Below are 21,974 nucleotides of genomic sequence, written 5' to 3'. Positions count from 1 at the left end.
CACCACCGCCTCCAACCGCGTATGCGCGCCCAGCTTCCGCATCGCCGCCCGCAAGTACCCCTTGACCGTCTCCGGGCGCAGCCCCAGCCGCTCCGCCGTCTTCGCGTTCGTCAGGCCGCCGGCCACGCAGGTCAGGACGTCCACCTCGCGGGGGGAGAGGGACACGTCGCGTTCGCGGTGAGGGAAAGGTGTCGCCGCCGTGGCCAAGCGGCCGCATACCGCCAGGAGTTCCTCGCGCAGCGTCGGGTCCAGAACGCGGGGGGCCAGGCCGCGCAGTGCGCTGTGCGCCTCGCGGACCTGTTCCCACGCGCCGGGTCCCGCCACTGGTTCCCGCGCCGTCGCGAGGAGTTGGCGCACTTCATCGCGTACGACAAGAGCCTGCTCCACGTCCCGCGCCGCGGCCACCGCCGCCGCCAGGGTCCGGTCGCCCAGCGGCTGGGCCGTGCGCAGGGCGCCGTACAGGACGCCGCGCACCCGGCGGCGTACCACCACCGGCACCGCGAGGACCGAGCGCAGTCCTTCCGCGGCGACGGCACCGTCGTACTCATGGCTGATGTGCCGCGAATCGTGGTAGTCCGTGACCGCGCACGGACGCGAGAGCGCGACTGCCTTGCCGCCGAGACCATTGCCCGCGGACACCGCGAGCCCATACAGCGCACGCGTCCCCGTGCCGCTCAGCTCGCCGATCCGCACCTGACGCTGCCCTTCGAGGAGCCCGCCGAAGGCCACCGGCAGACCCGTGCCCCGCCGCAGCCGCAGCAGAGCGGACCGCATCTCCACCGCCTCGCCGCCGTCAGCCGTCATGCGTGTCGCCCCTTCACCGCACGGACACCCCCGTCCGGGGGTAGTGAGACCGCAACACGCATTACACGATGTTACGTAGCGTCCGGCAATGAGCCCGGCAATGAGCCCGGCAATGAGCTTGGCAGAGGCGCGCGGCATCGGACCGGCCACGAGGGAGAGCGCAATGACGACGACGGGCACCGGCGGCACGGAACAGTTCCGCACCGCTCGGGACTTCCTGCTGCGGCATCGTGAGGACTACGCCGCCGCCTACGAGGGCTTCGCCTGGCCGCGGCCCGAGCGGTTCAACTGGGCGCTCGACTGGTTCGACGTCATCGCACGCGACAACGACAACACCGCCCTGCACATCGTCGAGGAGGACGGGACGGAGACCCGCGTCTCCTTCGCGGCGATGTCCGCGCGCTCCGACCGCGTCGCCAACTGGCTGCGCGCGCAAGGCGTCTGCGCCGGCGACCGCATCGTCGTGATGCTCGGCAACCAGGTCGAACTGTGGGAGATCGCCCTCGCCGCGATGAAGCTGCGCGCGATCGTCATCCCGGCGACCCCGCTGCTCGGCCCCGTCGACCTGCGCGACCGCATCGAGCGCGGCAGCGCCCGGCACGTCATCGTGCGCCCCGAGGACACGGCCAAGTTCGACGACGTGCCGGGCGACTACACACGCATCGTCGTAGGCGCCGACAGCGACAGTGACGGGGACGGCGGCCGCGCCGCCTGGATCTCGTACGACGGTGCCGACGACGCACCCGACCACGCACCCGACCACGCACCCGACACCTTCGAACCCGACGGCGTCACCCACGCGGACGACCCGCTGATGCTCTACTTCACCTCGGGCACCACGGCCCGCCCCAAGCTGGTCGAGCACACCCATGTGTCGTACCCCATCGGCCATTTGGCGACGATGTACTGGATCGGCCTCAGGCCCGGCGACGTACACCTCAACATCTCCTCTCCCGGCTGGGCCAAGCACGCCTGGTCCAACCTCTTCGCCCCGTGGAACGCCGAGGCGACGGTCTTCATCTACAACTACGCGCGCTTCGACGCCGCACGGCTGATGTCCGCGATGGACCGCGCGGGCGTGACGTCCTTCTGCGCCCCGCCGACCGTGTGGCGCATGCTCATCCAGGCCGACCTGACCCAGCTGCGCACCCCGCCCCGCGAGGTCGTCGCGGCGGGCGAGCCGCTCAACCCGGAGGTCATCGAGCAGGTCCGACGCGACTGGGGCGTGGTGATCCGGGACGGCTTCGGCCAGACCGAGACGGCCGTACAGGTCGCCAACTCGCCCGGCCAGCAACTGAAACCGGGCTCCATGGGCCGCCCCACACCCGGCTTCGCCGTCGAACTCCTCGACCCGATCACCGGCAAACCGGGCGCGCAGGAGGGCGAGATCTCACTCGACCTGGGCCGGCACCCGGTCGGCCTCATGGCCGGCTACCACGGCGACCCCGAGCGCACGGCTGAGGCCATGGCGGGCGGCTACTACCGCACCGGCGACATCGGTTCGCGCGACGACGACGGCTACATCACGTACGTAGGGCGCGCCGACGACGTCTTCAGGGCGTCAAGATCAGTGGGCATTTCGTTTCTAATTCGTCTCGCGGCGTGAGGTCGGCCGATGGTGGGTGATCACGCTCGGGCAGGGCGAGGCATGGGCCGTGAGGGCCCACGTGGGTACGCGAGAAGGGTGGCTGGCGACAGATGACGGACAAGAGCGTGACGGAGGAGTTCCGGGCGGCGAGGGACTTCCTGCTGCGGCACCGCGAGGACTACGAGGCTGCGTACGAGGGGTTCAGCTGGCCCCGGTTCGAGCGGTTCAACTGGGCGTTGGACTGGTTCGACGCGATCGCCGAGGGAAATGACCGCACGGCGCTGCACATCACTGAGGAGGACGGTGACGAACAGCGGTTCACCTACGCCGAACTGTCGGCACGCTCGAACCAGGTGGCCAACTGGCTGCGGGAGCAGGGCGTCGCGCCCGGCGACCGAATCCTGGTGATGCTCGGCAACCAGGTGGAGCTGTGGGAGACGGCGCTGGCCGCCATGAAGCTACGCGCCGTGATGATCCCGGCGACGCCACTGCTCGGAACGGTCGATCTGCGGGACCGGATCGAGCGGGGCAGGGCGCGGCATGTGATCACACGCGGTGAGGACGTCGAGAAGTTCGCCGGTGTGCCAGGCACGTACACAAGGACCGTGGTCGGGGCCGATGCCCCGAGCGAGGGCTGGCTGTCGTACACGGACACGGCATCGGCCACGCAGGACTTCGAGCCGGACGGCCCCACGGCGGCCGACGACCCGCTGATGCTCTACTTCACGTCCGGGACCACGTCGCAGCCCAAGCTGGTGGAGCACACCCATGTGTCGTACCCCGTGGGCCACTTGGCGACGATGTACTGGATCGGTCTGAAGCCCGGCGACGTCCATCTCAACATCTCCTCGCCGGGCTGGGCCAAGCACGCCTGGTCGAACCTCTTCGCCCCGTGGAACGCCGAGGCGACGGTCTTCATCTACAACTACACGCGCTTCGACGCGGGCCGCCTGATGGCGGAGATGGACAGGGTCGGCGTCACCAGCTTCTGCGCACCGCCCACGGTGTGGCGGATGCTGATCCAGGCCGATCTGGGGCAGTTGGGCACGCCACCACGGGAGATCGTGGCGGCCGGCGAGCCGCTGAACCCCGAGGTGATCGAGGCGGTGAACCGCGCCTGGGGCGTGGTGATCCGGGACGGCTTCGGCCAGACGGAGACGGCCGTCCAGGTGGCCAACTCCCCGGGCCAGCGCCTGAACCCCGGCTCCATGGGCCGCCCGAGTCCCGGCTACCGGGTCACGCTCCTCGACCCGATCACCGGCGAACCGGGAGCGGCGGAGGGCGAGATCTCCCTCGACCTGTCGGCGCGGCCGGTCGGTCTGATGACCGGCTACCACGGGGACGCGGAGCGCACCGCGGAGGCGATGGCGGACGGCTACTACCGCACGGGCGACATCGGATCGCTGGACGCCGATGGGTACCTCACCTATGTGGGTCGGAGTGATGACGTGTTCAAGTCTTCCGACTACAAGGTCTCGCCGTTCGAGCTGGAGAGCGCGCTCCTTGAGCACGAGGCGGTGGTGGAGGCGGCGGTGGTGCCCGCGCCGGATGAGCTGCGGCTTGCAGTCCCGAAGGCGTACGTGGTGCTGGCCAAGGGCTGGGTGCCGGGGGAGGAGACGGCGGAGGCGATCTTTGCGTACACCCGGTCGGTTCTGGCTCCTTACAAGCGGATCCGGCGGATCGAGTTCACGGAGGAGCTGCCCAAGACGATCTCCGGCAAGATTCGGCGGGTTGATCTGCGGGAGCGGACGGCGGAGGGGTCACTGGACGAGTGGATGGAGCGCGGAAAGCGCTGAGTTCGTGGCAGAGCGGTGCCCTCCAACTCCGAAGGCCGGTAGTCCCGTTGCGGGGCTATGAAAACGGTAATTGTGAGAGAGAGTTCCCGCGGCGCGGTGTGCTGCGGGAGCGATCCAGCTGGTGCGGTGGGCTGGAGAATCGGGAGAGGGACTGGCTCAAGCAGGAGCCATACGAGATGGCTGGTTCGCCCGCGGTGCTGATTTGGGGATTTGCGCCACGTCGATGGTTGAAGTGCGGTCCCGACTGGTGCCGGTTCACGTGGCCCGGTGATGGTGCCCAAGTTTCGTGCACGACTCTGCGCAGGTTCGAATCCCCGGCGGGGTCGCCGGCAGATGGGAACGGGAGTGACCGGTTACGCGGCGGGAGGGTCACCGTGGCGGCGGTGTATGACTTGCCATAGCGGGCTTGACCGCAGGTTCGTGTCCTGGGCGGGGGATTCGGAGCACGGGCACGGGGAAGGCCGGTGGCCAAAGCGGGCGAGCTGGTGATCTGCGGCGTAGTGCGGCTCAAGCCGTTGTGCGCGGCGTGGCTCTTTACCGCATGATTCCGTGCGGGCGCTTGCCTTCCCGGTCAAGTTCACCTCTTCGTGTGGAGGGCATGGCAGGTGCGACAGCTCTGCGCTCACCCTTCCTGTGTCCTTCCCAGAGCACCTCAGGCCTTTGCGTCAGTGGGGCTTTCGACACAGAGAACGAGTCATGGCCCAACGGAGAACATCCCCGATTTTCAGTGCAATTGAAGCTCGAGTAGTTGAATTCAGCGAGCGCATCCCGGCGCCCTGCTTGCATGTCGACATCTGCGGCACAGCTGATGACTCCGGCCCTCAAGTCCTGGCACTGCCCGCCGCGCGGGATCTGGCATGGGACACCGAGTCGGATCCCGCCCTCCGCGACGCCGTGTGGGGGCGACTCGTGGCGCTTGCTCAGCAGGAGCGCGCACACGGCTTCGACGGTCCGTGGAGTCTGGTGGCGCTTTGGATGTTGCTTCCAGGTCTGCGTCGCACGGTCGGGCGCCTGGTGTGGCACGGTCGCACAGACGCTCAGGATCTCAGTTCCGCGGTTCTCGTCGCCGCGCTGGAGGCTCTCGACACCGCCGATCCCGGACAGCCCGGACTGGGAGAGTTGTTGTGGCGGGCGGCCGCGACCGGCGGGTGGCGTCTTGCCAGGGCCGACGTCCGGGAATTGCCCGTTGAGGACGTGGAATTGATACGCGGTCACCATCGGTCTTTCCCTGACGTGACGGCGCAGTGCGCGAAGACAGTCCCTGTCGAGCCGTGGGGTCAGGCGGGAGTCGAGGGCCCCGATGCCGACCGGCGCGAAGGCGAACGCCTCGGGTCGGTGGCACACCGGCTGGGGCTTGGCGGAGCGGTCTGCGCCACCCGGCTGTGCACCAGGGGACACACCGTCGCTCACATCAGACACGAGCGGGATCGGACAACTTCACGCCACGGGGCGCGGCGGAGTGAGCCGTCGTGACCGAGTGCAAGGGCCCCACTCTGACCTTTCCCGAGCTCTTCTGTCTTCCGGTGACGGTCGATCTGCGTACCGCCGCGCGCGCATTGGGCATCAGTGTGGCAACGGCTCGTCGGCTCCTGCAGCGGGATGCCTTCCCGTGCCCCGTACTGCGCCCCGGGTATCGATACCGGATACCGACCTCGGCGCTCATGCGTGTTCTTCAGGTGGAAAGCCGGCCTGTGCATGTGGATGACGTGCATGCGGGTATCGAATTCGCCGCCCAGCTTGACTGAGAATCGCCCCTCGGGTGTTGCGGATTCGGGCACTTCTCTGTCAGTGCTGTCTCGTAGCCTCGCTCATGAAGAGTGCAACGGGGCAGCAGTGCCCAGGGGGATGAGGTGGGTGCGGTGCATCACCGGCGAGTGGCGGCAGGGGCAGGGGCAGGGTGATGACGGCAGGTGCATCCATCCCCGGGCAGGCCGAGACGGCGGCGTCCTACACGGCTTTCACTCACCTGACCGTGCCCCATGCCGCTCTCTATCGCCAGGTGATGGGGGCCTTCCTGGCGGCCAAGGAGCGCTTCGCGGTGCATCTGCGGCCCGAGGACGTGCGGGCCGCGTTGCCTCCGGAGGGGCGACCGGCGGACCAAGAGGCCGTCGTCAAGGCGCTGGACAGTCTCGTCGAGTGGGGCAACCTGCGGGCCGATCCGGACACGGCCCGGGTGACCGCGGTGGAGGACTTCTACCGTAAGCGGTTCATCTACCAGCTCACTCAGGCCGGCGAGGCCGCCGAACGGGCGCTGTCCGTCTACGACGAGGCGCTGGGCAGGCGCGGCGAGCTGCAAACGGTGGCGTTGCACGACATCGTCACGCAGCTGCGGGCCCTGCTCGTCATCTCTGCCGCGGAGTCCCCGGATCCGGCCAAGGCGCACTTGGCCCTGTCCGCCCTGACGGGACGGTTCGAAGCGCTCGCGGAGAATGCGCGGGCCTTCATGGGTTCGCTGCAGCGCACGATCGACCTGCACGGCGTCGAGGTCGAGGTGTTCCTGGCGTACAAGGACCGGTTGATCCAGTACCTGGAGAGGTTCATCCAGGATCTGATCACCCTGGGCAGCCGGATCGCCCTGCTGCTCGGCGAGTTGGAGGAGCACGGACGGGTGGATGTGCTCCTGGGCCTGGCCGCGGCCAGGGAGGCCGCCGACGCTTCGCCGGACGGAGCCGATGATGCCCGGGCCGAGGCCCTCGCCCGGTGGCGTGCGCGCTGGTCGGGCCTCGCGGCCTGGTTCGTGTCCGCGGACGGGCGTGAGTCGCAGGCGCGCCTGCTGCGTGGGCGAGCCCTGGGCGCCATTCCCCAGCTTCTGGCTGTCGTACGGCAGTTGAACGAACGGCGGGCCGGGCGTTCGGACCGCTCCGCGGACTTCCGGACCCTGGCTCTCTGGTTCGCCGAGGCTCCGGACGACGATGCCCGGCACCGTTTGTGGCGATCCGCGTTCGGCCTGTATCCGTCGAGGCACCTCACCGTGGACGCCGAGACGCTTCAGGCGCGTGCGGCACGGCCGGTGGCGGCGTCCGTGTCCTGGGCCGAGGCCGAGCCCCTGCACATCAGCCCGCAATTGCGCCGTACGGGAAGTTATGAGCGGCGTGGCAGAGCCCGTAAGGTCACGGACCGTTCCGCTGAGCGGCGCAGGCTTGCCGAGATCGCCGTGAAACAGGCGGAGGAGATCGCCGCGGCCCGGGCCCGCCTTGCGGCCCACGGCGTCATGAGGCTCTCCGAACTCGGTGAACTCGATCCGCTGGCCTTCGGCCTCTTTCTGCAGCTGCTCGGTGACGCCCTGTCCGCCTGGCGTCCCGGCACGACGACAACCGTGGCCGCCGGCAACGACGGTTCGATGGAGATCCGGCTCACCGCCCTTCGGGACGGTACGACGGCCGAGATCCGCACCCCCGGCGGAGTGTTCCGAGGCCCCGACCACACCGTCGCGATCACCGATCTGACGTACACGACAGGCACGCCCGGGGACTTCGGTCCGGCAGGGGAGGAACGATGACCACACCCTTGACGGCGGTTCTGGACAGCCGGCGCACAGCCGACTTCCAGCAGGCCGGGCGCGCCCTGCTCAAGGAGCCGCTTCTGCTCGCGCATGGTCCGCACGCCGACGATTTCCGCCTCGTGCGGCAGTACACGAGCGAACTGCGCGACTGGTTCGAGCGGAACACCGGCTGGTCGCTGCAGGTGGACGCGGAGGCCGCGCGGCTGCGCAAGTCTCCGGGGACCCTGACCGACCCGACGCATCCCGCGCGCGAGGTGAAGCGCGCCGACACGCCGTTCACCCGGCGCCGCTATGTGCTGTTGTGCCTTGCCCTGGCGGCCCTGGAGCGCAGCGAAGCGCAGATCACGCTCGGCCGCCTCGCCGAGCAGGTCATGCTGGACGCGGCGGAGCCCCGACTGGCGGCTACAGGCATCACGTTCACGTTGGAACGGCGCGATGAGCGCATCGACCTCGCAGCCGTGGTCCGGCTCCTGCTGCATCTCGGCGTGGTGCGGCGGGTGGCGGGCGAGGAGGAGGCGTACGTCAGCGGCACGGGTGATGTGCTCTACGACGTGGAACGCCGCGTCCTCGCCGGTCTCCTCGCCTCCCGCCGCGGCCCTTCGATCGTCATCGCGGACGCCTTCGAGGCCCGCCTTGCCGAGCTGTCCGCCGAAAGCGCCCTGGACAGCGAGGAGTTGAGGTTCCGCGCCATCCGTTGGACCCTGACCCGGCGGCTCCTGGACGAGCCGGTGCTGTACTACGACGAGCTGAGCGATGCCGAATTGGCTTATCTGACCCGGCAGCGCAGCTTCATCGCAGCCCGCATCAACGAGCTGACCGGCCTGGTCCCGGAGGTGCGGGCCGAAGGCATCGCCATGATCGACCCTCGGGACGATCTCACCGACGTCCGCATGCCGGAGCAGGGCACCCACGGCCACGTCACCCTGCTCCTCGCCGAGCACCTGGCCGCGGCGGACAGCGAGGTGAGCAGAGAGGCATTGGAACAGCGGGTGCGGGAACTGGCCGCCCGGCACGGCAGTTACTGGTCGAAAGCCGCCAAGCAGCCCGGCGCAGAGGCGGAATTGGTCGAGCAGGCGGTGGCCAGGCTCTGTGCCCTGGGTCTGGCGCGCCGCACGCCCGACGGGGTTGCGCCGCGCCCCGCCCTGCACCGGTACGCCGTGGGAGAGGCGATCGTCCTGGAACCGGCGGTGCGCGCTGCCGCCTCCGGCCCCGCTCGGCCTGCCGCGCCCGTACCCACTCACCGGAAGGGGAGCCAACAGTGATCGCCCCAGCCTGCGAGACCCTGCCGGAATCCACCCCCGTCCTGCCCGAGCCCGCGCCCGGCCGGTGGCGGCCCCTGCGGGTCGGGCTCGTCGATCTCTTCTACTACGACGTGGAGGAGTTCTGGTTCCGCGACGGCCGCCTGCTCCTGCGCGGCAACAACGGCACCGGCAAGTCCAAGGTCCTCGCTCTGACCCTGCCCTTCCTCCTAGACGGCGAACTGTCGGCCCGCCGCGTGGAACCCGACGCGGACCCGGGTAAGCGCATGGAGTGGAATCTGCTGCTCGGCGGGGAGCATCCGCACCCCGAGCGCCTCGGGTACACGTGGATCGAGTTCGGCCGTCGTGACGAGGAGGACGAGGCCCGCGGGCAGGCGGAGTTCCGTACGCTCGTGTGTGGGCTGAAGGCCGTCTCCGGGCGCGGCATCGCCCGGCACTGGTACGCCGTCACCGATCAGCGGATCGGCGTGGAACTGAACCTCCTCGACGCCACCGGCACGGCGCTGTCGCGGGACCGGCTCGCGGAGGCGATCAGCGGGCACGGCCTCGTCTACGACCAGGCGAAGACGTATCGCAGGGCGGTCGACGAGGCACTGTTCGGGCTCGGTGAGCGACGGTATGCGGCGCTGGTGGACCTGCTGATCCAGCTGCGTCAGCCGCAGCTGTCGAAGCGCCCCAACGAGGCCGCCCTGTCCCGGGCGCTGACCGAGGCCCTGCCGCCGATGGACCAGGCCGTCATCGCCGATGTGGCCGAGGCGTTCCGGTCTCTTGACGAGGAGAAGGAGGAGCTGCGGGCGGCCACCGAGGCGGAGCGGGCCGCGTCCGGCTTCCTCGATCACTACCGCCGCTACGCCCGCATCGCCACGCGCCGGCGGGCCCGGCTGCCCCGTCACGAGCACGCCCGATACGAACAGTTGGGCCGGGATCTGGGCGGAGCCCAGTCGGCGCGCGAACAGGCCGAGCAGGACCGGGCCGTGGCGGCCGAGCGCATAGGGGAACTGGAAGAGACCGCGGCCCGGCTCAGGGCTCAGGACGCCGCGCTGCGCACAGGCCCGGAGATGCGGGATGCCCGCGCCCTTGAACAGGCGGCCGCCGATGCCGCACGCACCGCGACCGACCTGTCGCGTACCGAAGGAGACCGTGACCAGGCGGCCGTGGCCCACACCAGGGCGCTGGGGCGCCTGAGCTCCGCGGAGAACCGCCTCGCTCAGGCAGAGCAGAGCCTCACCGGCATCCGCGCCCGCGAGCGGGAGGCTGCGCAGGCCGCCCGCCTGGACCACGAGCTGCGCACCGACGGCACCCCGGAGGCGGAGCTGCGGGGTGCGGCGGAGGCGACCGTGGAGCGCCGACGGCGCACCGTCGAGCACGTGGAGGAACTGGCGGCCCGCAGCGAGCTCGCGGAAGCCGAGCAGCGAGCCGCCGCCCGCCGCCTGGACGAGGCCCAGACCGAGGCGGGGCACGCGGCCGAACAGCAGGCACAGGCTCACGAAGCAGCGGCCCGAGAGGGGCGGGAGCTGACCGAGGCGGTACGCGACCACCTGACCCGATGCGTGGAGCTGTCCCTCCCCGGCGTACCCGGCCTGCTGGACGAGCTGCAGCACTGGGTGGACCACATGGAGGGGCCCAGCCCGGCACGCACCCAGACGGCCGCGGCCCACCGCGCCCACACGGCCCGCCTCGCAGACCGGGCCGCATCGCTCACGGGCCGACTCGCCGAGACCGCCGAGCGGCACGACGCCGCACGGCGGGAGCTGGCCGCCCTTCAGGAAGGCGGACAGCAGGGACCGGCCGCACCGCATACCCGCACTCCCGGCATCCGCGACCACGTGCCCGGCGCACCACTGTGGCGGCTCATCGACTTCCGGGACCACCTCGTGGACAGCGAACGAGCGGGCCTCGAAGCCGCGTTGGAGGCATCCGGCCTCCTGGACGCGTGGGTGCGTCCGGACGGCGTGGCCCTGCACCCTGAGGGGCACGACGTGCTCCTGGCCCCTCTCGCGTCGGCCGCGGGCAGCACGCTCGGCGACGTACTGCGTCCGGCGGTCGATCATGGTGACCCACAGGCTGCCGAGGTGACCGAGGTGACCGAGGAGACCGTGGGACGGCTCCTCCACGCCATCGGACTCGGCGAGAGCGGAGAGCCGTCCTCCCCCCGAGAGCTCGCCGAGGTGGACACGGACTGGGTGAGCCTGGAGGGCCGCTTCCGCATCGGGGCGCTCACCGGCAGTTGGACGAAGCCGACCGCCGTCTACGTCGGTGAGGGCGCCCGCGAAGAGGCGCGTCGCGCCCGCATGACGGCACTGCGGGCGGAACTCGGCGCCCTGGAAGCCGATATGACACGTCTCAAGACCGAACAGGCCGCGGTCACCCGACGTCGGAACACCCTGGACGACGAGGTGGCCGCGCTGCCCGGCGACGACGCGCTGCGCCACGCGCACGCACGCGCTGCCACCGCCGCCGGGGCCGCCCACCGGGCCCGTGCCCGCCGCGACGAACGGGCCGATGAGCTGAGCGAGGCAGCCCGCACCGCAGCCGAGGCCGCCAGGGAACTCGCCCGTACCGCAGCGGACATGGGCCTGCCCGCAGGCCGGACGGAACTCGCCGCGGTCCGCCAGGCCCTCACCGAGTACGGCACCGTCCTTGCCGCACTGTGGCCCGCCCTGAGGGAACGCACCACCGCGACCCACACCGTCGCCCAGGAACGTACCGAGGTGGAGCAGGCCGCCGGGCGGGTGAGCGAACTGGCCCGGCGCGCCGAGGGGGCGAGCCGCCTCGCGGCCGCCGCCGAAGCCCACCACACCACCCTGAGCTCCACCGTCGGCGCCGCCGTTGCCGAACTTGAGCGCCGCCTGACCGAGACCACCCGCACCCTGGAGACCTGCGAACGCGCACAGCGGCAGGCCCGCGAGGACCACGCCGGAGCCGGTGAGCGCGTGGGCCGCGCGGAGGGACGGATCGAACAGCTGGAGAAGGACATGACCGCCGCGGCCGCCGCGCGCGCCGAGGCCATCGCCGCCCTCCAGCGGTTCGCGGCGACCGGCCTCCTCGCGGTGGCCCTTCCCGAGGCCACGGTCCCCCCGCTGGACACCGGACCGTGGGCGGCCACCCCGGCCGTGGCCCTCGCCCGTGCCGTGGAGGCCGAACTGGCCGGCGCCGACGATTCCGACGGCGCTTGGGAGCGCGTACAAAAACGGCTCAGCGAGGAGTACAAGAAGCTGCAGGACGCCCTCGCGCGCAACGGACATACTGCCACCGCCCGCATGGTCGAGGACGGCATGGTCGTCGACATCGTCTATCAGGGCCGGGAGCGGGCCGTTCCCGAACTGGCCGAGGCCCTCGCCGTCGAGGTCGCGGAGCTGGCCCGCATCCTGTCCGCCCACGAACGAGAGATCCTGGAGACCCATCTGCTCACCGAGGTCGCGGGCACGCTGCAGGAGCTGATCGGCGCGGCGGAGCGCCAGGTAAGGGCCATGAACGACGAGTTGGAGGAGCGTCCCACCTCCACGGGCATGAAACTGCGCCTGACCTGGCGGCCGTCCCGCAAGGCCCCGTCCGGCCTGACCCAGGCGCGCGAACGCCTGCGCCAGTCCGCCGATGCCTGGTCCGCGGAAGACCGCGCCGCTGTGGGGGAGTTCCTCCAGGCGCAGATCGCCCGCCGGCAGAGCGACGAGGACCCGGGCAGCTGGCTCGAACTGCTCACCCAGGCCCTGGACTACCGCACCTGGCACGAGTTCGGCATCGAACGCCACCAGCACGCCAAGTGGGTCCCGGCCACCGGCCCCGCCTCCGGCGGTGAGCGCGTGCTCGCCGTGACGGTGCCTTTGTTCGCCGCCGCGTCCTCGCATTACGCCACCGCGGCCCCGCACGCCCCGCGCCTGGTCACGCTGGACGAGGCCTTCGCGGGTGTGGACGACGACTCGCGCGCCAAGTGCCTGGGCCTGCTGCACGCCTTCGACCTCGATGTGGTGATGACGAGCGAACGCGAGTGGGCCTGCTACCCGCAGGTCCCCGGAATCGCCATTGCCCAGCTGTCCCGGGTCGACGAGATCGCGGCGGTCCTGGTCACCCGGTGGGAGTGGGACGGCAGCAGGCGGTCACGGGGTGCGGAGCCGGGGCGTACGCAGGTCCCCGGACCATCCGGGACCGAGCACCCCGGCAGGGAACGGCCCCGGCAGGGGCACGCAGCCGCGCCGTACGACACACCGGAGCAGGGGCCGTTGTGGACCTGAACCCGCCAGCGGAGCCCGGCCCGTTCCCCGATGTCGACCGCCTGCGCCGCCTGCTCGGCGCCCCCGAACTCGCCTGGTTTCTGGAGCGTGTGCGACGGCGCATGGAGCGGGCGCAGCCGCTCACGGGCGTCGTCACCCTGGCCATCCCGAGTGGCCCCCAACGGGCGGCAGTTGACCGGCTCCTTGGCCGAGCCCCCGGCGCCGGGGGCTCGCTGAGCGTACGGCTCGAAGCGGTCGATGCCCTGCTGCGCCACTCAGGAGCCTGCCTCACCGGCCTGGCCTCGGCCGTCACCGCCCTCACCGGTCCGGTGACGTTGATCGCCGAGGCGCGGGAACGAGAAGCGGCGGCATGGCGGGAGGCCTACGCCCCGCTGGACACCCTTCCACCCGAACTGGCCGACTGGGCTGGCGAGTTGCGCCTCACCGGTCTCGTACGCCGCCTCGCCGGAACCCCGGTCGCAGCGCTCGCCCTCCTCACCGACGCGACGAAGGTCCTGCGTGCTCTGCCCGCCGAGCCCGCCGAGCCCGCCGCGTCCCTGCCCGCCTTCGCGGCCCGCCTCCTCGGCAACGCCCATGCCCTGGACGACGGCACCGCGCTCGCCACCCTCGTCCTGTCCGGCATCCGCGCCCTGACCGGAATCCCGGAGGGCAGCGGGGCCGAAGGGCGGCGCGATACATGGGCGTCGGCAGGACTGCTCCGCGACGACCTGTCATCGACCGTCCTCGTCCTCAACCTCCGCGGCACCCCCGCCCTCGACTGGTTGGCGGCTACCGGCCAACCCGCTGTACTGACCTTGCGCCAGCTCACCCACACCCCGCCACGCACCTCACCCGGCCTCGTCCGCATCTGCGAGAACCCCACGGTGCTGGCCGCTGCGGCCGACGCCTACGGCGGCTCCTGCCCGCCCCTGGTCTGCCTCCAGGGGCAGCCCTCCACCGCCGCGCTCACCCTGCTCGACCACCTCCACAGCGGCGGCGCCACACTCCAGTACCACGGCGACTTCGACTGGGGAGGCCTGCGCATCGCCACCGTTCTGCACCGCCGCGTCCCCTGGCGCCCTTGGCGCTACACCACCGCCGACTACCGCACGGCAGCTGCCGCACTGAACGGCCTGCGCCCCCTGACAGGCACCCCGACCGAGGCGGCCTGGGACCCGGACCTCGCGCTCGCTCTCACCGAGGCGGGCGTGCGCGTAGAGGAGGAATCGGTCCTTGACGACCTGTTGGCAGACCTGAAGCGTCAGGTGTGAGCTCGGCGAAGCCGGCGCCGCCGTAACACTGCAGCCGGGGGGCGCCGCGCGCGGTGAAGGAGAGCACGGATGCGCTGGCGGGTGCTCCACGTGCCCCATCCCCATGACGTCGTACCAGTTGGCCTCACCGACGGCGATCAGAGCTTGACCGCCGTTGCCGGTCTCGCCATGGACCGCGACACCGGCACTCCCTTGCCGCCTACCGGGCGCTGCGCACCGCGGCCGAGGCTGCGGGCTGCTGGGGAGGCGAACACGAGAGAGCCCTGGCCGACTTGCGCGCTGAGGCGTCGAAGCGGCAACGCAGCTGGTACGGCGGCCCCGTGCTGATCGACGCGCTCCTCGACGACAGCGACCTGGACGCTGTATGGCAAGCCGCTCAAGTAGGCACCGATGAGCGGCAGTGACTCACCCACGCCGACCAGTCGCAGGACACGCGGCCGGCCGACGCACTCGAGGTCTGCCGGCGCCTGATCGAACCCCTCAAGCGGACCACTGGGGACCACGCCTACCAGCAGATCGCTCGCCTCCTGCGCGCCGCCCGAACCTGTCACCAAAACCTGGGCACCCAGCAGGAGTTCACCACCCACCTCACCGCGCTCCGCGCCGACCAGAAGCGCGAACGCAACCTGATGAACATCCTCGACCAGCACGGCCTGTAAAGCCCGGACCTCTGCACGTCAAGGCGGAACGATGAAACGCAACGAACCACCAAAGTGCACCTTCGAGATCGTCCATGTCACAGGGCCAGGGAGCGAGGAACTCGCCGTCGAACAGGCCCGCGTCATCCACGAGGTCCTTCACTGGCTCGTCACGCATCCCGTCACGGAGGGTGAGATTGCGCTAACTCCAGCTCCCCCTAAGGGTTCGAACCTGCGCACGCGAACCACTCCGGCAAACCGTCGATGACCTGCACCGATGCAGGAATTCACGAACGAGGCCCGAAACGCAAGAGCCGCTGCTCCTCAATGAGGAACAGCGGCAAAGGCACCTTGACCTGCGCAAATACACTGCGCAACTGGGTGCCCCCGGCGGGGTTGCCGACAGATGGGAACGGGCGCGACCAGCGGGTTTCCGGTGGGCGGGTCACGGTCGCGGCGACATATGACTTGCCGTAGCGGGCTTGGCCGTAGGGTTGCCCGGCTGGCACACGTGGATGATCTTGTGCGTTACGGCTGTCGGACCGGACCGGACCAGACCAGACCAGGCGGAGAACCGACCCGAACGAGTTGGACTTCGCCGGGGCGCACGTGCGACGCGACCGGCATCAGGAACCACGGCGCGGGATCGAGGCGGGACTGCGCCCGAAGGAGCTGATGCGTGCCAGCGTAGCTCTGAGTTGACGAGCGTCCGCGTGGAGCAGGTCCGCGTGGTCGATGCGTCGGCAGACGCCGGTGGACAGTCGGCTTAGTACGCATCAGGTCACTGCGGCGAGATGCCGCTGTAGTTCCACGTGTCGGAACTCGTAGGAGCCGCCGACCTGGCGGAGCACTCCACGGTGGTGAGCGTCGTCCAGAAAGACAAGGAGGCGGAACGGGGTCCGGCCGCGGAGGCCGTACCACAGGCAGGCCAGCGCGAAGGTGCCGCACGCGGTCTGGTGGAACGCTGCGCCGACGCCGATGCCAAGTCCCAACACGACGGTGAAGAGTAGGGCTTGGGCGAGGGCGGCGAGGAAGGCTCCGTACCCGACCCTGTCGAGCAGGGGCAGGCTCGCCCACACCCAGGGAGCCAAGATCGAGAAGAAGACCACCGTAACGACAAATGCCCAGGTGAGAGAGTAGGTGAGGAACGTACGTCTGTCCTGGCGGAGCAAGAACGGGGGCGTGACAGGACGGTCGAGGTCCGCCTTGCGCGGGCGCCAACCGCAGACGGCCGCTCCGATGAGGGCGAACAGGAGCGAGAAGAGGACGTACGGCACGGGGCCGAACTCGACGTCGCCTGCTTGGACGTGCGTTTCGGCCATGGTGAAGCCCATGGCGGCCCCAATCGCCGCTGGAATCGGGACCCAGCGCCAATGCCACCCCAGTCCTGCTTTGGGGGTGCGGTCCAACCTGACTTGCCTGATGAAGAGTTGGATGAACCCGATGATGAAAAGGGACGAGTACAGAGCGAGAGGGATGCTGGTCGGCTGGTGCAGGCTGGCGGGCAGCCAGAGGGACGCGATCAAGAGAGAGACGGTCCACGCGAGGCGGCGCCGGGTCCGAGGGGCGAGGTGGTGTAGACGCCACCAGGTCAGGTCTGCTCCCGAGCCGAGGACGGACTCGGTGTCGTGTCGGCGGCGGGCCAGGAAGCGAAGCGAGCGCTCTGCCTTCACGACGGGCCATGGAGGACGTCGTCCGGCTCTGGTCTCCCGGTACACCGCCGGTATGAATGACGCGAAGAGGTGGGAGCGGATCGCGACGGCGTCGGGGAAGCGGCGCGCGTCGCAGAGCTCGCTCGCTGTTGGCGGGGCGGGGCGGTCCGTGCGTTCGTACACGGTGCGGCACAGGAAAAGCGTCAACGGACTGCGCAGGGCGACCCCCACAGCGTCATCGGTGCCGAGGTGGCGGCAGAGATCGTCCCAGTCTCCGTCCTTTTGCCGCAGATACGTCTCCGCTCGGTCAGCGGTCACCGGCAGCAGTTCGATTCCGGCGGCGCCACTGAGCAGTTGGGCCCTGGTGTCACCCGGCATCTCCACGGCTGCGCGGTACGCTTCCGGGCGGCTCGCAAGGATGATGGGCCGGCGGGCCCGCATGGCGGAGTTGATCTTGCGTAGGACTTCCCGGCGCGCGGTGATCTGTAGTTCGTCGAACCCATCCAGGACGGGTACGACCAAGCCCTCCCGCAGGAGGACGTCGGCACGGCGGACGCGTTTGCCGTAGCGGCGGGGAGCGAGGTCTTTGAGGTCGGGCTCGATCCCGATCAGGTACTTCGCCATCCATGTGTCCAGGTCGGGGCCGTCTAGGGGCCAACTGCCCAGGGGAATGCGGACGTGGACGGCATCGTCAGCCGATCGCTGTTCCAGCAGGCCGTACAAGAGCCGCTCTACCAGGACCGTCTTTCCGGATCCCGCCTCCCCCAGGATGACGAGTCGGCCCGTGGGGATGCGCTCACGAAGTATTTGAGCGAGCTCGGATCCCTCGCCCGCCAGTTCGTCCCCTTCGGCCGGGGTCGCAGTGCGGGGAGGAGCATTGAGGAGCGTCCCCCAGCTGGCCGCCATCTTACGAACGGTGGTGAGGTCATCGGCCAGTCCTGCGGTCTCGCTGCACCAGGCGACGGAGAGGGCGAAGTCGTCGTTGAGCCGGTGCAGATCTTCGGCGACCTCCCACTGTTGGCGAATGCGCCGGACGAGAGCATCGACGCTCATACTGAGTGGTTGTTCGCGGTCGGCCTCACGCCGGGGCGCGATCACCGCCCAGAAGCCGGAGGCCAGGCTTGCCAGGGCCAGCGTGACCCCGAGAACACTCGCGAGATCTCCTTCCGCGAGCCCACGCCTTCTGGCGTCGTAGGACCAGATCAGTGATGCGAAAGACGCGGTCAGCGTGGTGGCGAAGACGGAGACGAGTACGCGTTGTGTTCTGCGCATGACGGAGATATTGGCATCAGCCAGGGCTCATCGCCGACGGTTTCTCAGGAACGGTGTCCATGCACAGGGGTTGAACGTGATGGCTCTGGCGTGAGGAACCTTCGAGTCATGGACAACGGCCTTGTCCGGCGGAGGGCGCTGGGTGTAGTGATCTCAGGGTGGCAGCGGTACGTAGTGGAGCGGCTGTGGCGGCGGGAGCGGTGATGGGTGGCCCGGGCCTGGGCGCCGGAGGGGGGCATCCAACTGGTCGAAGGCGATGAGGAGAGCTTCAACCCTCTACTGGGCATCAGGCTGACGGCGCGCGAGGAGGATTCCCCCCAGCGTGCTCTCGGCAGAGCTGAGAGTCCTGTGTCTCTGGGTGGTGAAGCCCGCGTCGTTGAGCCAGGCGGCCATTTGGTTGGGTTGGCGACGGTGGACGTAGACCTTCATGGGGTGTCCGCCGTATCCGTGCGTCCTCATTTGCGCCTCGTCACCGACGTGGTAGCCGAGCAGCAGTGGGCCACCGGGTCGCACCACCCGCTGGAAGTGCTGGAGGACCGGGCCGATCTCGTCATCGGGGATGTGGATGAGCGAGTACCAGGCGACCAGGCCGGCCATGGAAGCGTCGGCGAGGTCGAGTTCCGTCATGGAACCGACGTCGAACCGCAGGCCAGGGTGGTCCCGGCGAGCTACGTCGATCATCGCGGGCGACAGGTCGATCCCGAAGGCGTCCACTCCCAGTTCATGCAGGTGGGCTGTGATCCTCCCCGGCCCGCAGCCCACGTCCGCAACCGGCCCCCCGCCGCCGGCGTGCACCAGGTCGGCGAACAGGGCCAGGACCGCGCGTTCGTCCGGCGTTTCGTCCAGGAGGTTGCGCACCTGGTCCGCATAGCTGGTGGCGACAGTGTCGTAGGACAATCGAGTGTCGTCCAACCAGCCGTCAGGGTTCCGTCTGATTCCCACGGCCGCAGGCTACCCAAGAGTCCAGATGAGACAGCCCTCTTGCTGTCAGGCCTTCAGGCTGCCGGCGTGGTGAAGATTCCGAATCCGCCACGGGCGGCGGGCAGTGCCATCACCGGGTCTTTCGTCGGTCGAACCAGATCGTGGCGAGAGTCGGCAACAGCCCTGCCCAGACGAGCAGTTGCGGCACCTGCCGTTCCGTCCATGCGGGCTGTGTGATCAGGAGTGTGCAGATCATGGCCCACGTGGCCTGGGCCAGGACGATGCGGGGCCATCTACGTCGGCGGATGACGGAGTGGAGGTTGACCCGGACGCCGGCGCGCAGGCGGCGGTAGCGCAGCAGGGCGCCCACGGTCCAGATCGCGGCGGTGGGTACGAGGAACCACAGGCGCTGGCCGAGCGGAACCGGCAGCTCTCGTGGTACCTCATCCTCGGTGACGAGGAGGTCGACCTGGACGGCGGCGAAGGCCAGGCAGAGCAGGGCCAACCAGCGGATGCCGCGCAGCAGGCGGTAGGAGGCGTGGTCGAGGCCCTCCTGCATCGGCTCGGAGTTCGGGGCGGAGGCGAGGGCGTCGGCGTAGAGGGTGGCGGCCTGTGCTGCTTTGACGCCGGGCGCACTGGCCTGAAACTTGGTCTGCCGGGCCAGGGCGTCGGGGTGGGTGGGGTCGAGCTGGAGGATGGCACGATTCATCTGTTCGGCTACCGCTCCGTCGCCGCCTATGTAGTCGATGAGGAAGGCGACTTCGTAGGCGTAGACCTCCTCGGGGCCCAGGCGTATGGCCTCCCTGGCGAGCGCGGCCGACTCCTCGAAGAGATAACGGGGCAGTTCCGCAGGGCGGAACGCTTGGTCCGCGACGTGCTCTGTGATGCGGATGCGGTAGATGAGGTCGGCGAGATAGGCGTATCCGTGCCAGTCGTCGGGGGCGAGGCGGATCACTTCGCGGAGGGGTTCTTCCGCCTCCTGCCAGCGGCTGCCGATCTCGCGCAGCGCGTGGGCGCGCATCCTGAGCGCGTACACGTTCTCGGGGTTGAGTGTGAGGGCTTTGTCAGCGGCATCCAGACCCTTCTCCGGTTGCTTGGCCCGTGTGTGGCACAGGGAGAGGTCGATCCAGGCGTCGATGTCGTCGGGGTGTTCGGTCAAGTGCTGGCGCAGGAGTGACTCGGCGTCGTCGTACCGGGTGAGATTGATGAGCGCGCCGGCCCGTTCGACGGCCGGGTGCACGGTGGTCACAGCTTGCGCCTCTTCTTCAGATAGGCGACGAGGTCGTCGTAGGCGCCGCCCTCGTTGGCGAACATGGCGACGTTGCGGGCGGTGGCAAACCACGGCTCGGCTGAGGGCGTGATCGTGGCGGCAGCGTTCAGCAGGTCCTTCATGCTGATCATGCGGACGGTTCCGGTGCGGGCAGAGTCGAGCAGGGCACTCTCGGCTGCGGTCTCGCACAGGTGGGCGAGGTCGGCGCCGGACAGGCCATCGGTGGCCTTGGCGAGTTTGCGCAAGTCGACGCCTGCAATGGGGCGTTGGCTGAGGTGGTAGTGGAGGATCGCCTCGCGTGCTGCAGCGTCGGGCGGCAGGACGAGCAGGGTGCGGTCCAGGCGGCCGGGGCGGCGCAGGGCGATGTCGACGTCCCAGGGGACGTTGGTGGCGGCGAGGACGAACACGCCGTCGTTGGCCGCGGAGTCAATGCCGTCCAGCTCGGTGAGGAGCTGGTTGACGGTGTTGCGCATGCCGCTGTGCGCAGTGCGGCTGCGCTTGGCGCCGAGCGCGTCCAGCTCGTCGAGGAAGACTACGCAGGGTGCCTGGCGGCGGGCGGTCTGGAAGATCTCGTGCATGTTGCGTTCGGAGTTGCCGATCCACATGTCGAGTACGTCGTTGACCGATACGGACAGGAAGTTCGCGCCGAGCTCCCCGGCGATGGCGCGGGCGATGAAGGTCTTGCCGCAGCCGGGCGGTCCGTACAGGAGCAGTCCGCCGCGCAGGCTCTTGCCGTACAGCTTGCGCAGTTCGGGGTTGCGCATGGGCGCAAGGAAGGCGGCTTCGAGGCGTTCCTTGACGTCCTGCATGCCGCCGACGTCGGCGAGCCGTACGGGGCCGGGTGCGGTCACGTCCCAGGCGGCCGCGTCGCCGGGGTCGCCGCTGCCGTCGGTGCTGAGAGGGGCCTCGACGAAGCGGGGCGGGATGACGTCGCCGATCTGGTCCTCGGCGGCCTGCCAGTTGAAGCCGGTACGGGGGCCGGCCTCTGCTGCATGTTGCGGCGGGGCCGTCGGGGCTTGTGCGGGTTCGGGTGTGACGTTCTGCGGGGGTGCGGACGGGCTGGAGGGGCTCATTGCGCGGGTCATGAGGGCGCGTGCGAGCCGATCGCCCGGTGCGTGCTGGAGCGCGACGGCCGCCTCCGTGACAGCTGCATCGTGGTGACCCGCGTCCAGCAGCAGCTCGGCGAGGTGCACTCGCAGAGGCACGTCGCTGGGGGCCGCCGTGACGGCTGTGCGCAGGCTCTGGATCAGAGGGGATTCCTCCGGCATGGTCGACTTTCTGCGTAGGTGATGAGTGAGGTGGTCCGGGGTTCGCTTGTCGCTCTGGATCACCGGGGTGACCTGGCAGATCCCGGGGCGTCTTCGAGGTGTTGGGTGAGCTGCTGGAGCGTGGTCCAGGCTTCGCCGCTGGTGCCGTCACCCAGGGGGTAGTGGAGCGCGGGTTTGGCCGTGGGCCCGAGTTGGACGGGGCGCAGGCTCAGGGGCGGACGGCTGGCATGCGGCAGGCCCATTTTGTGTACGTCGTCGGGGCCCAGGGTGAGGGCGAGCGGGACTGGCGGGGCCTCGAAGTGGGGTGGGGCGGTGAGGTCGCGGCGGGCTCTGCGCAGGGACGTCAGCATGGTGGCCAGGCCGTGTTCAGTGACCAGGGTTTCCGCCAGGAGTTCGATTGAATCGAGGGGCGGGGTCTCGTCGGGGCCGTAGCCCAGGGTGAGGGTGATGTCTTCCTCGATGCCGCTGGTGGTGCGGGTGATGCGGTGGGTGGCGATCGCGGGACGGTCGGGGTGGCCGATGGCG

Annotated in this window: 13 protein-coding genes and 1 pseudogene; 7 read left to right on the top strand and 7 right to left on the bottom strand. The window is 69.8% G+C overall.

Annotation, left to right across the window (positions count from 1 at the left end):
* A partial coding sequence (locus E2651_RS24730) for a helix-turn-helix transcriptional regulator (RefSeq protein ID WP_135333412.1) occupies positions 1-804 on the bottom strand: 804 nt, incomplete at its 3' end.
* 163 nt (positions 805-967) lie between these two features.
* On the opposite strand from E2651_RS24730, the pseudogene E2651_RS24725 reads away from it, so the two are divergent.
* The 7 genes and pseudogenes from E2651_RS24725 to E2651_RS24695 form a co-directional block, all read left to right on the top strand.
* Positions 968-2,368 (top strand): annotated as a pseudogene (locus E2651_RS24725) (AMP-binding protein); the annotation flags it as partial.
* A 134-nt stretch (positions 2,369-2,502) separates the two neighbouring features.
* On the top strand, positions 2,503-4,188 hold the full coding sequence (locus tag E2651_RS24720) for an AMP-binding protein (RefSeq protein ID WP_135333411.1): 1,686 nt from the start codon (positions 2,503-2,505) through the stop codon (positions 4,186-4,188).
* 1,469 nt (positions 4,189-5,657) lie between these two features.
* Positions 5,658-5,933 carry a helix-turn-helix domain-containing protein gene (locus tag E2651_RS24715; protein ID WP_135333410.1) on the top strand — a complete coding sequence of 92 codons (276 nt, stop codon included), beginning with the start codon at positions 5,658-5,660 and terminating at the stop codon, positions 5,931-5,933.
* Between the two features lie 155 nt (positions 5,934-6,088).
* The gene (locus E2651_RS24710; RefSeq protein ID WP_135333409.1) at positions 6,089-7,687 is read left to right on the top strand and encodes a TIGR02677 family protein; all 1,599 of its coding nucleotides are present in this window, start codon (positions 6,089-6,091) and stop codon (positions 7,685-7,687) included.
* Positions 7,684-8,952: a TIGR02678 family protein gene (locus tag E2651_RS24705; RefSeq protein ID WP_135333408.1), complete on the top strand. Its 1,269-nt coding sequence runs from the start codon at positions 7,684-7,686 to the stop codon at positions 8,950-8,952. Before E2651_RS24710 ends, E2651_RS24705 begins: the two co-directional genes overlap by 4 nt.
* Positions 8,949-13,178 carry a TIGR02680 family protein gene (locus E2651_RS24700; RefSeq protein ID WP_245239165.1) on the top strand — a complete coding sequence of 1,410 codons (4,230 nt, stop codon included), beginning with the start codon at positions 8,949-8,951 and terminating at the stop codon, positions 13,176-13,178. Before E2651_RS24705 ends, E2651_RS24700 begins: the two co-directional genes overlap by 4 nt.
* Positions 13,169-14,428, top strand: a complete 1,260-nt coding sequence (locus tag E2651_RS24695; protein WP_348541666.1) for a TIGR02679 family protein — start codon at positions 13,169-13,171, stop codon at positions 14,426-14,428. Before E2651_RS24700 ends, E2651_RS24695 begins: the two co-directional genes overlap by 10 nt.
* Positions 14,429-14,565: 137 nt before the next feature.
* On the opposite strand, the gene E2651_RS24690 is transcribed toward E2651_RS24695, so the two are convergent.
* The 6 genes from E2651_RS24690 to E2651_RS44115 form a co-directional block, all read right to left on the bottom strand.
* Complete coding sequence (locus E2651_RS24690; protein ID WP_135333407.1) at positions 14,566-15,078, bottom strand: hypothetical protein; 513 nt, start codon at positions 15,076-15,078, stop codon at positions 14,566-14,568.
* 764 nt (positions 15,079-15,842) lie between these two features.
* Positions 15,843-17,990 carry an NACHT domain-containing protein gene (locus E2651_RS24685; protein ID WP_135333406.1) on the bottom strand — a complete coding sequence of 716 codons (2,148 nt, stop codon included), beginning with the start codon at positions 17,988-17,990 and terminating at the stop codon, positions 15,843-15,845.
* A 276-nt stretch (positions 17,991-18,266) separates the two neighbouring features.
* Positions 18,267-18,887: a class I SAM-dependent methyltransferase gene (locus E2651_RS24675; protein ID WP_245239163.1), complete on the bottom strand. Its 621-nt coding sequence runs from the start codon at positions 18,885-18,887 to the stop codon at positions 18,267-18,269.
* A gap of 154 nt (positions 18,888-19,041) precedes the next feature.
* Positions 19,042-20,160, bottom strand: a complete 1,119-nt coding sequence (locus E2651_RS24670) for a tetratricopeptide repeat protein (protein ID WP_135333404.1) — start codon at positions 20,158-20,160, stop codon at positions 19,042-19,044.
* Positions 20,157-21,449, bottom strand: coding sequence for an AAA family ATPase (locus E2651_RS24665; RefSeq protein ID WP_135333403.1), 1,293 nt, complete (start codon positions 21,447-21,449; stop codon positions 20,157-20,159). Before E2651_RS24665 ends, E2651_RS24670 begins: the two co-directional genes overlap by 4 nt.
* Positions 21,450-21,508: 59 nt before the next feature.
* The coding region (locus E2651_RS44115; protein ID WP_245239162.1) for a DUF6177 family protein at positions 21,509-21,974 on the bottom strand (466 nt) is incomplete at its 5' end.

Source organism: Streptomyces sp. MZ04 (genome assembly GCF_004684775.1).
GTDB lineage: Bacteria > Actinomycetota > Actinomycetes > Streptomycetales > Streptomycetaceae > Streptomyces.
The sequence above is the reverse complement of the archived record's forward strand: the minus strand, read 5'-3'. Positions and strand labels throughout refer to the sequence as shown.

Excerpts from the sequence above, each read along its gene's own strand:
- E2651_RS24720 (WP_135333411.1), top strand. The coding sequence starts at position 2,503 with ATGACGGACAAGAGCGTGACGGAGGAGTTCCGGGCGGCGAGGGACTTC.
- E2651_RS24710 (WP_135333409.1), top strand. The coding sequence starts at position 6,089 with ATGACGGCAGGTGCATCCATCCCCGGGCAGGCCGAGACGGCGGCGTCC.
- E2651_RS24705 (WP_135333408.1), top strand. The coding sequence starts at position 7,684 with ATGACCACACCCTTGACGGCGGTTCTGGACAGCCGGCGCACAGCCGAC.
- E2651_RS24685 (WP_135333406.1), bottom strand. The coding sequence starts at position 17,990 with ATGCGCAGAACACAACGCGTACTCGTCTCCGTCTTCGCCACCACGCTG.
- E2651_RS24665 (WP_135333403.1), bottom strand. The coding sequence starts at position 21,449 with ATGCCGGAGGAATCCCCTCTGATCCAGAGCCTGCGCACAGCCGTCACG.